Origin of the sequence: Nitrosomonas sp. sh817 (assembly GCF_030908545.1) — a bacterium.
Classification (GTDB): Bacteria; Pseudomonadota; Gammaproteobacteria; order Burkholderiales; family Nitrosomonadaceae; genus Nitrosomonas.
In genome coordinates, this window is the sequence record NZ_CP133083.1 from 2872470 (window position 1) to 2889265 (window position 16796).

The window sequence follows — 16796 nt, forward strand, 5'->3', positions numbered from 1 at the left end:
TCATGGAGGATTCCTCATTGATGAAATGCGAATACTTGGGATATATTCCCCAGCGATGAAACGCAAAACTTATATCAAAGCGCGCAGACGGGTAAACACATCTCCGACGTATTGAATTTGTTCCTGCGTATGCGCTGCATTAACACTGCAACGAACCAGAGACTTCCCTTCCGGCGCAGCCGGCGGGAGAATCAGATTGACATAGATATTGTTTTCAAGCAATTTCTGCCAAAGCATCAAAGCCTGCTGAGGCGTGTCGACAATAGCCGCAATCACCGGACCGGGATCCGGTCCGAGTCTATACCCGGCTTCTTTGAGTTGCGTATAAAGCTGTGTGCAATTACGCCATAATTGTTCACGTAGATGATTGCCTTTTCTGAGTAATTCCAATGCCGCGCGAGTCGATGCGATCGTTGCAGGGGATGGTGAAGCGGTAAAAATATAGGGATGGCTGACATAGCGAAGTTGCTCGAGCTGCGGATGATTGCTGACGCAAAATCCACCGATGCTGCATAAGCTCTTACTGAAAGTACCGGTAATGAAATCAACGTCTTTCAGCAACCCGGTTTTTTCAACCAAGCCTTGTCCCGTTTCACCTAACACACCCAGAGAATGCGCTTCATCGAGAAGCAAAACACCGCCATAAGCTTTTTTTATCTCCACAATTTCGGCCAAAGGTGCCTGATCTCCCAGCATGCTGTAGATTCCCTCAGCGATAATGAGCGTCGTCTCAACCCGACCACCCAGTCTACGCAATCGTTTTTCCATGTCGGCAGGATCATTGTGTTTAAAGCGGATGATATCCGCGCCACTTAAAATACAACCGTCGTAGATGCTCGCATGTGAATCTCCGTCAATCAATACCGTGTCCCCGGGGCCGACTAATCCGGAAATGGTGCCCAAGTTAGCCTGATACCCAGTCGTAAATACGATGCCGGAACTGCACTGATAAAACTCGGCGAATTCCCGCTCCAGCGCACGATGACCGGAATAGCTGCCATTCGCCATCCGCGATCCGGTTGTTCCGGTACCTTCGTTGTCAATCGCTTCATGCGCTGCCCGGATACATTCGGGCGCAAAGGTTAACCCCAGGTAGTTATTGGTACCCAGCAACAGCACGCGGCGGTCACCAATTCTTGCCTCGGTTGCTGAATACACTTCTTCAATCGGCACCCCAAATGCACCAACACCATCGGGTAAAAGCGCTTTTCTTGCTGCGGCAGCAGCATCCAGTTTCTCAAGTAAATTCATGATGATGCAAATTTAATTTTATATACCAAGTCAGCCAGTTCTCTGACTGTCTGAACATCCGCTAATGCATTGATTGGAATTGATACATCAAAGGTATCTTCAATTTCCATGATCAGATTCAATAATTTAATTGAATCAATGGATAATTGACTAATCAGGTTGGTGTCTGGGGAAATTTCTACATCTACATTTGTAAGCGCACTCAGTCGTTCACAAAGCAGTGCTGTGATTTCTTTGTAATTACTGTCAGTCATAAATAGAATGAGTTAATTTGAATAATTAAACCATTTCCGTCAGCACATCCTGCAGGCGGATTTTAGGCTCCCAGGCAGGTAACGCTCGCATTAAAGGCGTATTGTCGCAAACCCAATTGCTATGTTGCAATTCATTCACTTTTCCTGGCGTCAGCATCGGAGAATAACGAAATATACGGGATAGCATGAGATTTGAGCATGCAATGTAACGAATGAGTTTATCTGGTATCGTAACACAGCGTACCGGCCTCATCCATCTTTGTTCAGCCAGATTAGCTAACTGCTGATAACTATATCCATTGGGCGTGCCATCATCAAGCTCGAAAATTCCGCTAACATTTTTTTCCGCTGCGAGCCAAGTCTGTGCGGCAGCCACCAAGTCATACACATGGATTAATCCGAAACGATTATGGATGTTGCCTACTACAGGAAGGAATCCACGGTGCATAGCCTCAAATAAAGGCCTTAGTTCTTTATCACCCGGTCCGTAAACAGCCGTAGGACGAAAGATAGCCCACGGTAGCGCTTCTGAACAATTAATCAGTTTTTGCTCGGACAAATATTTGCTTCGCGCATACCACGATAATTCCGGTTCGCGGGCTGCTAAGGATGAAATTAGTAGAAAGCGTGGGAAAGGCCTGTGATTCAGAAGAACCGAGAGAAGATTCTCTGTTCCGGCTATATTGGGTTGCAGAAATTCCTTGAACGAACCGCCTCTTACCGTAGCTGCGCAGTGTATGACAGCCGAAACATCTTTGACTAATTGGTCCAGTGCCTTGATATTGTCAAGATCACCATGAATCCATTGAATTTCTTTATTTGTATCCGGCTGGCCTGTCCGTGTCAATGCACGAACTGACCAGCCTTCACGAATTAATGCCTGTACTAGTACGCTTCCTATGAAACCAGTAGCACCTGTGACGGCTACTAATTTAGGCATACACGATTATTATCTATCGCCCGACTCTACAAAAGAAAGCTGATTGGTAACATTCGCTCTTTGAATATAACCTTGTCTTGCGGCAAAGCGAGAAAGCTTACCTGAAGAGGTCCTTGGTAAAGTATGAGGTGGAACCAATTCAACCACACAATTTACACCGAACGCCATATAAACAAATTGCTGCAATCTGGTTATTAATGATTGCCGCTCGGTTACTGTGGCAAGCCTGCATTCTATTACTAGAACGATCGTAGTGGTGCCGTCTTCATCCGTCACACCGAAAGCAGAAGCTTCACGTGACCGCACTTCCGGTTGCTGCTCTGCCAATTCTTCGATATCTTGCGCACGGATATTACGGCCATTGACAATAATGACATCCGTCCTTCGCCCGGTAATATACAAGTCTCCTTCAAACAAGAAGCCAATATCTCCGGTATCAAGCCAGTTACCAGCTTTTAGCGCTTTATTCGTTTCTTCAGGATTATTGTAATATCCAGTCATCAGACTGTCGCCTTGCACTAAGACACTGCCAACCATCATTTCCGACAACTGCTGGCCATCTTCATCGACAATCTTTACGGTATGTCCGGGTAGAGGACGACCACAATTTACAAATTCATTTTGCTTACGGCCATCTGCCTGCAATCTTGCAGCCATTTTTTTATCAATCAATGTCTTGCTATCGACTTGAATGCTTTTGCAACCTTCGCCAATTTTTGAAAAGGTTACAGCAAGTGTAGATTCCGCCAAGCCATAGCAGGGCAAAAACGCATTCTTGTCAAATCCAGCCGAAGCGAACTTCTCTGCAAAGTTCCTTAAGGTCTCCGGGCGAATCATTTCAGCACCGATGCCGGCAGCTCGCCAGCAATTTAAATCGAGCTCTTTAAGATCAGACTCTCTCACTCGCAATGTGCAAAGTTTCAAGCCAAAAGGCTGACTGAATGCAACAGTGCAACGGTTTCTGCTAATCAATCGAAGCCATTGCAGAGGCCGAATTGCAAAATCCCTAGTTGCCAAATAGTCAACGGAAATTTGCGTGACCATAGGAGCCAAAACCAGTCCAACCAATCCCATGTCATGATAGAAAGGCAACCATGAGGCGGAACGGTCTGTAGGTCTGATTTGCAAACCATTCCGGACAATTCCTTGCAAATTGCTCATTAAAGCGCGCTCCGTGATAACCACTCCTCTTGGCGTACGCGTGCTGCCCGAGGTAAATTGCAAGTAAGCAATCTCTTCAGGATGATTCGGAAGGAAATCGATATCTTTCGATGGCGCTTCGCTTAATTTTCCAGGTGTACCAACCCACTGCAAATAGCTTGCCCCAACAGTCGCTTCTTCAAGAAAACCAATATAATCAAGATTTGCTAATGCAATGCTAGCTTGACTGCTTTCCAGCATTCCCCGTAATTGCTGAACATAGATGGCATGACTGCCGAGATTAACGGGTATTGGCATTGCAAAAGGTGCTAAACCAGCATAGCGACATGCAAAAAACAATTCGATAAACTCTGGCGAAGTATCAGCAATAATTGCAACACGACTACCCGGCGATAACTCAAAACCCGCCAGCTTCTGTGCTAAAGCGCGAGCGTTTTCTCTGAGCCTGCTGTAGGGCAGTACCGAGCGTAAATTGCCTTTGGCATCGTAAAAATTATAGCCTGTCGTACCTTGTGCCGCGTATTCCAATGCACTCGTTAGAGTATCAAAACCAGCCAATCTCTGTGACAGAGAATTAAGTGTTGGCGTTGGTGTTAATTGTATTTCGCTTGAAGGTTGAAAATCAAACGCCTGCGTTAGCGGAGCGTTCAACTTGGTTATTGTCGAACTCAAGATCTTCCCCTCGAAGTAATAGTGCTTGTTATCTTACTATCTAAAGCAAGATATACCGGCTGAGCGCGCCAACTCTTATTATTAATTTTTGATGACGATATTATTGCTGGCTGGAAAATTTTCATTCAAACGCTCACCACTTTACATTGCTTAAAAATATGAGTGTGTCATATTTGACCACACCGCAGCTTATATAATGAGCTTTTTCATGTCAAGGCAATATTAGGAATGGTGTTGTACCAAAACAACAATTATTGTAACCGAAGTTACTTCAGTGTAATACCACCGGTTATCTATTTCTCAGGGCTATTGACGCAACGCTCTTCGGCACTGTTTTCTGAAGCAATCTCAACACGATTCCTGCCCCGATGCTTCGCCGAATAGAGCGCTTTATCAGCGCGACGTAGCAGTAGATTGGCGTCTAATATATCCGGAATCGAACCAATGGCAACACCCAGGCTAATTGTGACCGGAATCAGCGAATGGTCGGCTTGAATTGCTTTGCAGGCAACGGCTGCGCGAAGTCTTTCGGCTGCTTTAATGGCTCCATCCCGGTCATAGGGAGAAATGATCGCCAGGAATTCTTCACCGCCATAACGACCGATATACTCATGAACGCGCGCTGATTGCGATAACCGGCCGGCGATTTCGCACAATACCGCATCGCCTGCGAGGTGGCCATAGGTATCATTGATGTTTTTAAAATGATCGATGTCAATCATGATGACAGCAATTCCATACCCCCCCCGTTTGGCTCTTTGAATTTGTTTGTGCAAAATGTCGAAAATGGCCATCCGATTGAGCAATCCGGTCAGCACATCATGCGTAACACGCTGTTCCAAAGACCTTTTCTGTGCCATGAGTTGTTTATTTTGTTTGACCCCCCGATATAATTGTGTTTTTTCAATCAAGGCGGATAACTGACTGGCGATCTGCAAAGGCAAGCCTTGATACAGGTTCGAGTCTTTGAAAACATTCTTTTTCCGGCTGGAGAAAAAAACGAACCCAAGCACTTTCCCCGTTGCGAGCAAAGGACAAATGAGACATGAGCGAATTCCTTCACGAAAAATTGCTTGTGTCAGCCGGGATGCGGGAAATTCTTCAAGGTGAGAATTCAGATCATTAATTATCAGCATCTCCCGGGAATTGAGGATAGTCTGCAGCGCTTTGTCGGACATTGGAATTGATTGTCCGATATTTAATACCAAACGCTGATAGCAAGCCCGCGACCAATGCAATTTCAGCTTATTCCCTTCGCTCTCCAGCAGTGCCAAGGTGATACGATCATAAGATAAATGTTGCTTAAATGACTCAAAAATATGATTCAACACATCGATCAGATGAAGATTGAGATTGCACTCAAGCATGATCCGATAGAGCGATTGTGTTCTTTCTGACTGTCTCTGAAGATAATCGGACAACGCCTTCAGCGACTTGCCCAAATGTCCGATCTCATCGTCGCCAACTGGAATATCCAGTGTAAAATCACCCCGTGCCATCGCTTCCGCTGCTTTCTGCAAGACTAGAATTCGATCATTTCTTTTCATGTTTTGGCTAACCGGATCATTAAGAAAGTTAGAACAGATTGTTGTTATTCACCCTCGATTTTGATTTTTCCAAAGTTATTAATTCAAAATATACCGCAACGAATCGTAGCGTTGTTAAGAAATATACGCGTTTCTCAAAAGATTTTCATAATAACGCTTGATAGTTGGCTATTTCCAAGCACTGTCGATGCTAAAATGAACCCAAACAAGGATTCATGCAAACAAGATGATAGGAATTTTAGTAATAACACATGAAGAATTAGGCGAACATTTGATCCGTTGCGCCAGCCATGTTCTAGGAACGAAGCCGCCGCAACTCGCGTATCTCGGCGTTTTTGTCGAGGATGATCCCAATACCGTGCTTTCCAATGCACGCAACTTGTTAACGCAATTGGACAGCGGAGCAGGCACGCTAATCATTACGGATATGCTCGGGGCAACACCTTGTAATATTGCCAGCCGTTTGATTCAACCGGGTAAAGTGGAGTGTCTTGCGGGCGCTAACTTGCCAATGTTAGTCCGGGCATTGACATATCGCACCGAGCCGCTTCCGGTAGTAACTGAAAAGGGATTGAGCGGCGGTCAGTGCGGGGTGGTGCACATTAAAGCGGAATCGTAATCATGCAAATCAAAGAAGTTGAAATTGTCAATAAACTCGGGTTGCACGCACGCGCATCGGCCAAGTTGACCAAATTGGCCAGTCAATTCAAGTGCGAAGTCTGGGCCACCCGCAATAACCGGCGCGTCAATGCAAAAAGCATCATGGGGGTGATGACGCTTGCGGCCAACAAAGGCTCCCGCATTCAACTTGAAACCGAAGGAGACGACGAAGTGGAAGCAATGGCTGCCTTGACTGCGCTGGTTGAAGATTTTTTTGGTGAAGGTGAATGAGCTTTATTCTGCAAGGTATCGGCGTATCGGAAGGCATTGCCATCGGGCATGCGCATTTAGCTGCACCCGCTGCGCTCGAGGTCATTCATTACCTGATTCCCAAGCAGCAAGTGGAGCGAGAAATCGCCCGGCTCGATAGCGCATTTGCGGTAGTACGTAAGGAGTTCGAGGCCTTGCAAAAATCAGTGGCTGACGGGCATGCGCGCGCAGAATTCAGCGCTTTTCTGGATCTGCATTTAATGATCCTGGATGACCCGACACTGTCAGAAGCCACGCGCAGCATCATCGCCCAAACATACTGCAATGCTGAGTGGGCCTTAACGCAGCAAATGCAAGTGTTAATGGCGCAATTTGAAGAAATCGAGGACGCTTACTTGCGCGAGCGCAAATCCGACGTGATGCAAGTGGTTGAACGCGTGCTCAAAGCCATGCTGGGGCATCCCGGCTACTTGCCGGTCGCATCGAAATTGACCGGCGACAGCATCCTGGTTGCGCATGACTTAAGTCCCGCCGATGTGATGCAATACAAACAACACCAATTTACCGCATTCCTGACCGACTTAGGCAGCCAAACTTCACATACCGCGATCGTCGCGCGCAGCCTTAATATCCCATCGATCGTCGCTTTGCATCACGCCCATCAGCTCATTGTCGAGAATGACTGTCTGATCGTCGATGGCACGCAAGGCATCACCATCGTCAATCCCGATAAATATGTACTGGATGAATACCGCCTGCGGCAAAGCCAGCTTGAGCTGGAAAAGAAAAAGCTGCAGCGTCTTAAAAGTGTTGCCGCGGTAACGCTGGACGGCACGGCTATCGACCTGTTCGCCAACATCGAATTGCCCGAAGATATCGTTCAGGTCAAAGAAAGTGGCGCGACCGGTATCGGATTATTCCGCAGCGAATTTCTGTTTCTCAACCGCGATGATTTGCCGGGAGAAGATGAACAATTTGAAGCCTACCGCACAGTTGCTGTCAAAATGCAAAAGCAACCAGTGATCATCCGCACATTTGATCTCGGGGCGGATAAAAATCTTAAAGGCAGTGAACAGATGGCGGCCAATCCGGCATTGGGCTTACGCGCGATCCGCTTAAGTCTGGCGGAACCGAAAATGTTTCATACGCAATTGCGCGCGATTCTGCGCGCTTCAAAATATGGCGATGTGCGCATTCTGGTACCAATGCTGTCGAATGTCACAGAGATTGATCAGACCGTGCATCACATCGACTACGCAAAACAGACGCTAAGGGACGACAAGATTCCGTTTGATGAACATATCAGGATTGGCGGCATGATCGAAATACCGGCGGCTGCACTGAGCCTGGAGATTTTCATGCGTAAACTGGATTTCTTGTCGATCGGCACCAACGATCTCATTCAATATATGCTGGCGGTTGATCGCATTGACGATACCGTAGCACATCTATACGATCCGCTGCACCCCGCTGTTTTATGGCTGCTTTCGCATATCATTCAGAGCGCCAATCGCGCCAAGGTGCCGGTATCGATTTGCGGAGAAATGGCGGGCGACAAGCACTTCACACGGCTGTTACTGGGATTCGGATTAAAGCAATTCTCCATGTATCCGGCGCAGATATTGAACGTCAAGAACCAGATCCTGAAAAGCCATTTACCGGATATCATCCCGTTGACGCAGAAAATCCTGAAAGCCGATCAACCGGAAAAAATGAACGCATTGATGGTCAAGCTGAATGATCTTTAAGGAAACGCTGATTAATTGACTGCACGAGCGAATCACTTTGTTGCGCGGTACTCGCATCCTCGCCTATCTTGTTGATATGTCTCGGTTGCTGCGCTCCGTGCGCCTCGTGCTTCCTCTCGTTCGCCGAATTAATCAGCATTTCCTTAACAGCCTGCCAAACATTTCACAGCGTCAAATCAGAGTTTTCCTTAGTGAATGTCCTTTTTTTTGGCGATATAATGATCCATCGGTTATTCAGTCATCACTTAGAACTCAATAAGATAAATGCAAGATTCAAGATCAGTCGGTGTCGTAGCGCCGCAGTATGTGCAAATCGGCAAGCCGCTACATTTGAAAAGCGGCGCATCGCTCGATAGCTACCATCTGGTTTACGAAACCTACGGACAACTCAACGCCGCGCGCTCCAATGCGGTATTGGTTTGCCATGCGCTGTCCGGCAATCATCATGTAGCGGGTTATTACGCGGAGAATGAGAAAAGCATCGGCTGGTGGGATAATCTGGTAGGCCCTGGCAAACCGATTGATACCAATCGTTTTTTTGTGATCGGCGTGAATAATCCCGGCGGTTGTCACGGTTCCACCGGTCCGGCCAGCATCGATCCGCGCACCGGCAAGCATTACGGCGCGAATTTTCCGATCGTCACCGTGGAAGATTGGGTCGAGGCGCAAGCGCAATTGGCCGAGCATTTGGGCATTGAACAATTCGCCGCAATCGTGGGCGGCAGTCTGGGCGGTATGCAGGCGATGCAATGGACCCTGGATTACCCGGAAAAAGTGCGCCATGCGCTGGTAATTGCGGCGGCGCCGAAACTGACCGCGCAAAATATCGCGTTTAACGATGTCGCCCGCCAGGCGATCATGACCGACCAGGAGTTTTACGGCGGTAATTTTTATGCGCACAATACACTGCCGCGACGCGGCTTGCGGCTGGCGCGCATGCTCGGACACATCACCTATTTGTCGGATGATTCCATGGCGGCGAAATTTGGCCGCAGTCTGCGCAAAGGCGAGTTATCTTTCGGTTTTGACATCGAATTTGAAATCGAATCGTATCTGCGCTATCAAGGCGACAAGTTTGCCGACATGTTCGATGCCAACAGCTATCTGCTGATGACCAAGGCGCTGGATTATTTTGATCCGGCGGCAGCGTATGACGGCGACCTGAGCGCCGCCTTCCGGGTGGCCAAGGCGAATTTTCTGGTGATCTCGTTCACTTCGGATTGGCGTTTCTCTCCCGAGCGCTCGCGCGAGATTGTCAAAGCGCTATTGGATAATGAAATCAACGTAAGCTATGCGGAAATCACCGCCAGTCACGGCCATGATTCATTTCTGATGGAAACACCTTGTTATCATCAGCTTGTGCGCGCATATATGGACAATATTTCTATTTAAGCAACATTATGACTGAAACCATCGTACCCTCGACTGCTGCGTTACGCCCGGATTTTGCCGCGATTGCCGAATGGATCAAACCGGGTTCTAAAATACTCGACCTGGGTTGCGGCGACGGTTCGTTATTACGCTATTTGCGCGATACCCGCAACGTTTTCGGGTACGGTGTCGAGATCGACGACGGCAATTTGCTGAGCTGTTTCCGTAATGGCATCAATGTCATCCAGAATGATCTGGAAGCGGGGCTGTCGAGTTTTGCATCGGGTTCGTTCGATTATGTCATTTTGTCGCAAACCCTCCAGGCAATGCGTCATACCGAAGGTATCATCGAAGAAATGCTGCGCGTCGGCAAAGAAGGCATCGTGTCGTTCCCCAACTTCGGTTACTGGAAAAACCGCATGCAGGTGATCGCCGGACATATGCCGGTATCGGAAACGTTGCCGTATCGCTGGTACGATACTCCTAATATTCATCTTTGCACCTTGGGCGACTTTGAGGCGTTATGCCAGCAATGCGATGCGCGAATTTTAGAGCGCAAAGTGATGAACAATGATTACCGTCCGGTCAATTTTTTACCGAATCTGCGCGGCATGCTGGCGTTTTACCGGTTTGAGCGGTTTGCCTGAGGCATCATCGCTCGTTGCCGGACTGTGAATGATCGCAGCATTTTGAATAGAAAGATTGTGCACGCATGCTTTCCAGTGTTTGCAACTCCGCCGGGCTAAATCCGGCCTGTTGCCTGGCTTCGTGATGAAAAGGGCCGGTGATTTGTCCGCTGAAATGCTCGGATATCAAATGCCCGAACGTTTGCTCGGCATCGAGACCGCGTTGTTGACATAGAAACCTGAACCAGCGCGAACCGATCGCGACATGCCCTATCTCGTCGCGCAAAATGATCTCCAGAATCCCAACAGTTTGATCGTCACCCGCTTGGCGCAAGCGCTTGATCATTCCCGGCGTCACATCCAATCCCCTGGCTTCCAGCACGCGTGGCACCAAGGCCATGCGCACCAGGGGATCGAATGCCGTGCGCACCGCCATATCCCACAAACCGTTATGCACCGGGAAATCGCCGTAATCGCTACCAAGCTCGTCCAGCCGCCCTCGTAACAGTTGAAAATGATACGCCTCCTCGACGGCCACTTGAATCCAGTCACTATAGAATTGCTGCGGCAAGTCACGAAAACGATACACCGCGTCCCACGCCAGATTGATCGCGTTGAATTCGATATGTGTAACCGCATGAATCAATGCAACCAGTCCTGCGCGGGTATTGAACCGGCGCTTCGGAACCTCGCCAGGCATCACCAATTCCGGTCTAACCGGACGACCAGGTTGCGTAATGGGTTCCGGATTATTGGACGATCTTAATAACAACGCGCCTGCTTGCCATGCTTGCGCGGTTTGCCGTGTTAGAAGCAGTTTTTCCTCAATCTCGTATGCCATTAAGCAACGTTTCGCAGAATCGAACAAGGAATCCATAGCGTAATTAAGAATGATCCAGGTAAAAAAACTGGCAAGACATCAGAAAAACAGTACAAATTTAGTACAAATGTACTACTAAACCGGGAACACCGAACTATTGGTCTTAATTGAACAAGTGGTTACAATCGGGCCGGCATTGTGGTTTTTCGTTTTATCTCGCAATGCGGCTTAATTTTTTAGCAACCATTTGATTTCTTATTATTTTAGAGTGACAAAAATGAAACAGTCAAAAACAATTATAACAACTGCACTTGTACTTACAGGCTTACTCGCTGCTTCGCAAACGCAAGCGGCAGCGGTTACATTTAACTTCTCCAGCAGCAACGCATGGACAAAAAGCGACTTGGTATTCAATTCCGGAACCGATTCGGTAACCGTCGGCGCCTTTAACGGCGGCAACGACACCAGCGTTTCAAGCACCCGGGTATTCGTCGGCGCCAATTCCGCCGGACTGGTTGCTTGCTCGGGCGGCAATTCCAATACCGGCGGCTCGGCAACTGGTTGCTCTGGCGATGAACATACCATTTCCAGCAATGGTGCGGATGAAGATATTAAATTTACTTTCTCGCAAGAAGTGACATTGCTATCGGCCACTTTTAAATATTGGGACGGTAAAGGAAGCAGCGCCAGCGACATGGATGATTTTTCCTTGTTCGTGGGTACCACACCGAGATTTACCGATCAGACTATCATTACTGGTTCCAACGATGGAACCGCAACGTTCAACTTTGCAACGGTAGGCGGTGATTTGACCGATTCTGTTTTTTATATCGGCGCGCGTGGCGATGGCGATACCTTCAAACTGTACAGCTTGACCGTCGAAATTCCGGCAGTTCCGGAACCGTCGACCTACTTGCTGATGCTGTCGGGTTTGGGCCTGCTCGGCTGGAAATTCGGACGCAAAAGCTTGCAAGCATAAGTTAGCAGTTAGTTAAGTAAAAAGCTCAGAGGAAATCGCGAAGGTGAATTCACCTTCGCGTTTTTATTTTGACTTTGGACTAGCAGCGATAATCTGCTAGTCTGTCATCTTTCCAATCACATACCTGCCGCCATGCATAACATTCCTCACGATCCGGCGCTGCATGTCTGCTTGCCGGAAGGACAACCGGTTTTACGCACGGTGCCAATGCCGGCGGATACCAACTACGCCGGTGACATATTCGGCGGCTGGATTATGTCACAAGTCGATATCGCCGGCAGCATCCCCGCCCTCCGCCGCGCCCGTGGTCGCGTGGCAACGGTTGCAGTCAATTCGTTTGTATTCAAACAACCGGTGTTCGTCGGCGATCTCGTCAGTTTCTACGCCGACATCGTCAAAATAGGCCGCACCTCAATTGCTGTCGAAGTCACCGTCTACGCCCAGCGCGGTGTGCGAGAAGGCGGCGAGGAAATTTGCATCAAAGTCACCGAAGCGGTGCTGACTTACGTCGCTATCGACAACAACCGTAAACCAAGGGTGGTGCCGGAGGAGTAACGTTAAGAAAACTTCAATGCGAGAGATTTCTTTACAGTTAATTTGTTTCAAGAACTGTAATTACAGATTTACTACTGTGCAACAACCAAGCAATCGGCAACCCCGGATCAGGATTATCAGCCAACCGATCCAACAGCCTCCGCTTCTTTTCCCCCGTCACTACCAACACAATCCGCTCGCTATCAGCCAGCATTTCCATTGAAAGACTCACACGCAGCGAAGGCGCAATCGGAGGGGCGACGGCGATGCAATGATTCGCCGGCAACGTATCTGGATTCATGCCGGGGAACAGCGAGGCGATGTGGCCGTCTTCTCCTAAACCTAGCACGGTCAGGCTGACCGGTAACGGCAGGCGGTCGAGTCGTTGCTGAATCGTTTCGATGGCGTCGAATGGGGTGTCATGCTGGGTTTTCAACCCGACGAAACGGGTATGTTGCGGAAGATGTTGCATCAGGCATTGTTTTACCAATCGTTCATTTGACTGGTCATCATTCACGTCAACCCAGCGTTCGTCCGACAATGTGACGGTGATCCGGTCCCACGGCAGTGGGCGTTTGGCAAGCTCTGGCAGGTAATGGCGCGGCGTGCTGCCACCAGGGACGATGAGCGTGACTTGCGGCTTTCGACTCAAGCTGTCGAGCAACGCGGTTGCGGCGAAATCGGCAAAAGCCTGGCTGAGCGATTCGATATCGGGATAAACCCGGCGCTGCAGCGGCATGTGAGCGTTACTGCACCAGACCGCGCAGATCCGGCACGATTTCGATATGCGCCGGGAATGGATTGGGATCGCCGGGAAAGACGCGCCCTAAGAAAGCAGTGTTGTTGGCTTGCGCGCCTTCCAGGTCGGCCATGGCGTCGCCGATCATCAATACCGACTCGGGCTTCAAGCTGTGCGCCGACAGGATTTCCGCGATGATGGTTTTTTTCAACGCCGGAGCGCCACGCACACCGGTGAAATAAGGCGCGAGGCCGCGGCGTTCGACGATGGCTTTAAGTTCGACTTCCGGCGTGCCGGAAGCGACAAACAACGGAATTCTGCCGGATTGCTGGCAGATCAATTCGATCGCGCCGGGCACCGGTTCGGCGGCGATCACCGCTTCGACCACCAGCTCGGAAAAGCGGATGTCGAGTTGGTTTTCTTCCGCTTCGGTCAATGGCGGCTGATGCAGAAAATGTTCCTGGAAGTGACGGAACTTGCGATAACGCGACATGCCGCCGTTTTGCGTATGGAATTGCACCACTTGCGCGACGATCTCCTCGCCGAACGGCCGGTACAACTCGGCGAACGCTTGGGTTTTGATTTTTCCCGATTCAACCACGACGCCGTCGAAGTCGAAGATGATGGCTTGCCAATCGAAATGCTTCATGGGTTATGCGCGATTATCCGGTGTTGCCGGCATGGCGTCGTCGTTGCCCACATGCAGATCCTGGTGGATTTCACGCAGGCAATCGAGCAAGCCTTGGCCGAGGTCGACATGCTCGTTCAGCACCAGTTTGCGGCCGATGCGCGGCTGAAACGCATACGGCGTGATCTTGTAATGATGCACGGTGTTGGCTTCGTCAAAATGCAGTTCCACCGGCCACGGCATCATTTCCGAAATCATCGTCATCACGTCGCGGATGCGTAATTTCTCCTGACCGGTCAGAATCAGGTGGCGGTTGGCGAATTCCGGCGCCAGCACTTGCACGCTCATGCGCGCAGCGTCTTCGACGTGGATGTATTCACGCATCGCTTCGCCGCTGCCTTTGTAGGTGATCGAATGTTGTTCCACCGCTTCGCGCAACATGCGGTAAATACCGTTGCGGCGGTCGGAGCGGCGGCCGTACAACGAACCGTAGCGCAGAATGTTGTATTCCAGTCCGTAGCGGTCAAAATAGGTTTCGGTGAAACGTTCCGCGGCTTGCTTGCTGGCGCGGTAAAACGAACCGGATTCGGAATACACATAAACCGTGCTGGCGAACACAAAGCGGCGCGCGCCGGCAATGCGTGCGGCTTCGAGCGCATGCATGTTGCCGAGCACGTTGATGGTCGCGGTCGGAATCGGCTTGTCGTGCGCTTCGTCGATGTCGGCGATGGCGGCAAAGTTATACACGATCGAAGTGCCTTTGGCGGCTTCGATAACCTGCTCGAGATCCATGATGTCGCCGACGATCATTTCCTGATTGCCTTTCAGAAACGGCGACGCCACCCGGTCGAACAACCGCACCTGATAACCCGCCGCCGTCAAGGCATCGGCGACATGACTGCCGAGAAAACCGCTGGCGCCGTATACGACTACTTTTTCATTGGAAATTGCTGTCATGAGATGACGCCTGTTTGAATGAGTCCTTGCAATAAGTTATCCGCCGCCTCGATTTCCATCCGCTGACGCGATTCCCGCGCCAGCGATCCGACATGCGATGTCAGGGTGATATGGCCAAATTCAAGTAGCGGACCTTGATACGGTTCCTGCTCAAACACATCGAGCGCCGCCGCGCTGACTTTGCCGGATTTCAACGCATCGGCCAGCGCATCTTCGTCGACCAATCCGCCGCGCGCGGCGTTGATGACGATCGCTTCGGGCTTCATTGCCGCGAACGCTTTGGCATTGAGCAGATGATGGCTATCGGCGGAATACGGCAGGTGCAACGTGATGATGTCGGCACTGGCCAGCAGTTGATCCAACGGCGCCAGCTTCACGCCATCCGGCACTTGCGACGCGAACGGATCGTGCGCGATCACGCTGGCTTCAAAGGCTTGGCAAAGCCGTGCGACGCGGCGGCCGATATGGCCCAGGCCAACGATGCCGACGGTTTGCGCCGCCAGCAAGCGGCCTTGCGTGCGCGGCCATTCCTTGTTGCGAACCGCGCGGTCGATGACAGCGGTTTGGCGCAACAGACTTAAGATGAATGCCATCGTCAATTCCGCCACCGCTTGCGCTGGCGCTTCCGGCGTGTTCAACACGGTAATGCCGTGCTGCTTGGCGGCATTGAGGTCGACGCTATCCAACCCGGCGCCGCAGCGGGAAACAACTTTCAGTTGCGGCGACGCCTGGAACACTCGCGCGGTTAGCGGTTCGATACCGGCGATCAAACCGGTCGCGCCGTTGCTCAGTAATTCGATGATTTCATCTTCGGTGAGTTTGCGCTTGTGCGGGTTGGTGACAATTTGAAAGCCTTTCTGCAGCAATTGCTGCAGCGGCGGATTGCGGTCGATGTCGAACGACGAAGTGGAAATAACCAGTGTCTTCATTATTTTTTCAGGGTTGCGCGGATGCTTTGTAAATGGCTGCGGCAGATGGAATCGAGAATGCGGATATCCAGCGCGTAGCCGAGGAAGTTGAAACCGGCGGCGATGCGCTGCTGCAACGCTTGCGGGTCGGGTTCGATAACGTGAATGCCGCCCGGTTTACCGGCGCGGCGTCCGGCTTCGAGCACTTGCGCGATCGCGGCTTGCACATCCGGATGATTCAAATCGCCGGGACGCCCCATCGAGCCGGATAAATCGTACGGACCGATGATATAGGCATCGATGCCGGGAACCGCCAGAATCTCATCGATGGCCTGAACCGCATCGACATGCTCGATCATCACGACGATCACCGCATTGTCTTCCAGCCAGGCGCGATAAGCCGGAAAACTCGCGCCGTAACCTTGCGCGCGCGCCAATCCGACGCCGCGTTGCCCGCGCGGCGGGTAATAGACGCCATCGACTGCGGCTTTGGCATCGGCGGCGGATTTGATCATCGGCACCATCACGCCGGTCGCGCCGGCATCCATGACACGTTTGATCTGATCGGGATGATTCGAAGTCAGCCGCACGATCGCCGGACATTGTTTAGCGTCGAGCACCTGAATAATGGCTTGCACTTCACTCAGCTCCAGCACGCTGTGCTCCATATCCAGCACCAGCCAGTCGAAACCGGCGGATGCCATGATTTCGGCGATGGACGGATGCCCCAACGTGACCCACGAACCGATGGTCAATTCAGACCGGTTCAATTGTGCTTTTAATGACATGAC

The 16796-nt window shown here is 50.4% G+C and carries 18 protein-coding genes; 7 read left to right on the forward strand and 11 right to left on the reverse strand.

From position 1 onward, the window contains the following. Window positions 1-69: 69 nt before the first annotated feature. From spt to RBH92_RS13650, 5 genes are all read right to left on the reverse strand, one after another. Window positions 70-1251: a serine palmitoyltransferase gene (gene spt / locus RBH92_RS13630; RefSeq protein ID WP_307932541.1), complete on the reverse strand. Its 1182-nt coding sequence runs from the start codon at window positions 1249-1251 to the stop codon at window positions 70-72. After that, entirely contained in the window at window positions 1248-1505 is a 258-nt protein-coding gene (locus RBH92_RS13635; RefSeq protein WP_307932542.1) for an acyl carrier protein, read from the reverse strand. Before RBH92_RS13635 ends, spt begins: the two co-directional genes overlap by 4 nt. Before the next feature lie 25 nt (window positions 1506-1530). Beyond that, entirely contained in the window at window positions 1531-2445 is a 915-nt protein-coding gene (locus RBH92_RS13640) for an NAD-dependent epimerase/dehydratase family protein (RefSeq protein ID WP_307932543.1), read from the reverse strand. Window positions 2446-2454: 9 nt separating this feature from the next. Next, a complete protein-coding gene (locus RBH92_RS13645) occupies window positions 2455-4278 on the reverse strand; it encodes a fatty acyl-AMP ligase (protein WP_307932544.1) in 1824 nt (607 codons plus the stop codon). Between the two features lie 293 nt (window positions 4279-4571). Further along, the gene (locus RBH92_RS13650) at window positions 4572-5825 is read right to left on the reverse strand and encodes a diguanylate cyclase (protein WP_307932545.1); all 1254 of its coding nucleotides are present in this window, start codon (window positions 5823-5825) and stop codon (window positions 4572-4574) included. 226 nt (window positions 5826-6051) lie between these two features. On the opposite strand from RBH92_RS13650, the gene RBH92_RS13655 reads away from it, so the two are divergent. The 5 genes from RBH92_RS13655 (at window position 6052) to metW (ending at window position 10461) form a co-directional block, all read left to right on the forward strand. Then, entirely contained in the window at window positions 6052-6444 is a 393-nt protein-coding gene (locus tag RBH92_RS13655; RefSeq protein WP_307932546.1) for a PTS sugar transporter subunit IIA, read from the forward strand. A 2-nt stretch (window positions 6445-6446) separates the two neighbouring features. Then, window positions 6447-6716, forward strand: a complete 270-nt coding sequence (locus tag RBH92_RS13660; RefSeq protein WP_307932547.1) for an HPr family phosphocarrier protein — start codon at window positions 6447-6449, stop codon at window positions 6714-6716. Then, window positions 6713-8443: a phosphoenolpyruvate--protein phosphotransferase gene (ptsP, locus tag RBH92_RS13665; protein WP_307932548.1), complete on the forward strand. Its 1731-nt coding sequence runs from the start codon at window positions 6713-6715 to the stop codon at window positions 8441-8443. The genes RBH92_RS13660 and ptsP overlap by 4 nt, the downstream gene beginning before the upstream one ends. Window positions 8444-8707: 264 nt before the next feature. After that, entirely contained in the window at window positions 8708-9835 is a 1128-nt protein-coding gene (gene metX / locus RBH92_RS13670; RefSeq protein WP_307932549.1) for a homoserine O-succinyltransferase MetX, read from the forward strand. Between the two features lie 8 nt (window positions 9836-9843). Beyond that, entirely contained in the window at window positions 9844-10461 is a 618-nt protein-coding gene (gene metW / locus RBH92_RS13675; protein WP_307932550.1) for a methionine biosynthesis protein MetW, read from the forward strand. A 4-nt stretch (window positions 10462-10465) separates the two neighbouring features. Here metW and RBH92_RS13680 read toward each other — a convergent pair whose 3' ends face one another. Further along, window positions 10466-11281, reverse strand: a complete 816-nt coding sequence (locus RBH92_RS13680) for a ferritin-like domain-containing protein (RefSeq protein WP_307932551.1) — start codon at window positions 11279-11281, stop codon at window positions 10466-10468. Between the two features lie 256 nt (window positions 11282-11537). Between RBH92_RS13680 and RBH92_RS13685 the strand changes: the two genes are divergently transcribed. Both RBH92_RS13685 and RBH92_RS13690 read left to right on the forward strand, forming a co-directional pair. Next, window positions 11538-12239 (forward strand): PEP-CTERM sorting domain-containing protein, encoded by a 702-nt coding sequence (locus tag RBH92_RS13685; protein WP_307932552.1) that lies wholly within the window; start codon window positions 11538-11540, stop codon window positions 12237-12239. A 132-nt stretch (window positions 12240-12371) separates the two neighbouring features. Continuing rightward, window positions 12372-12794 carry an acyl-CoA thioesterase gene (locus tag RBH92_RS13690; protein WP_307932553.1) on the forward strand — a complete coding sequence of 141 codons (423 nt, stop codon included), beginning with the start codon at window positions 12372-12374 and terminating at the stop codon, window positions 12792-12794. 37 nt (window positions 12795-12831) lie between these two features. On the opposite strand, the gene pgl is transcribed toward RBH92_RS13690, so the two are convergent. Genes pgl through RBH92_RS13715 form a run of 5 tightly spaced genes read right to left on the reverse strand, consistent with a single transcriptional unit; the run spans window position 12832 to window position 16793 of the window. Continuing rightward, window positions 12832-13512: a 6-phosphogluconolactonase gene (gene pgl / locus RBH92_RS13695; protein ID WP_307932554.1), complete on the reverse strand. Its 681-nt coding sequence runs from the start codon at window positions 13510-13512 to the stop codon at window positions 12832-12834. A gap of 7 nt (window positions 13513-13519) precedes the next feature. After that, complete coding sequence (locus tag RBH92_RS13700) at window positions 13520-14161, reverse strand: HAD family hydrolase (RefSeq protein WP_307932555.1); 642 nt, start codon at window positions 14159-14161, stop codon at window positions 13520-13522. A gap of 3 nt (window positions 14162-14164) precedes the next feature. After that, on the reverse strand, window positions 14165-15097 hold the full coding sequence (locus RBH92_RS13705; RefSeq protein ID WP_307932556.1) for an NAD-dependent epimerase/dehydratase family protein: 933 nt from the start codon (window positions 15095-15097) through the stop codon (window positions 14165-14167). Then, complete coding sequence (locus RBH92_RS13710; protein WP_307932557.1) at window positions 15094-16026, reverse strand: phosphoglycerate dehydrogenase; 933 nt, start codon at window positions 16024-16026, stop codon at window positions 15094-15096. The genes RBH92_RS13705 and RBH92_RS13710 overlap by 4 nt, the downstream gene beginning before the upstream one ends. Then, a complete protein-coding gene (locus tag RBH92_RS13715) occupies window positions 16026-16793 on the reverse strand; it encodes an HpcH/HpaI aldolase family protein (RefSeq protein WP_307932558.1) in 768 nt (255 codons plus the stop codon). The genes RBH92_RS13710 and RBH92_RS13715 overlap by 1 nt, the downstream gene beginning before the upstream one ends. Window positions 16794-16796 lie beyond the last annotated feature (3 nt).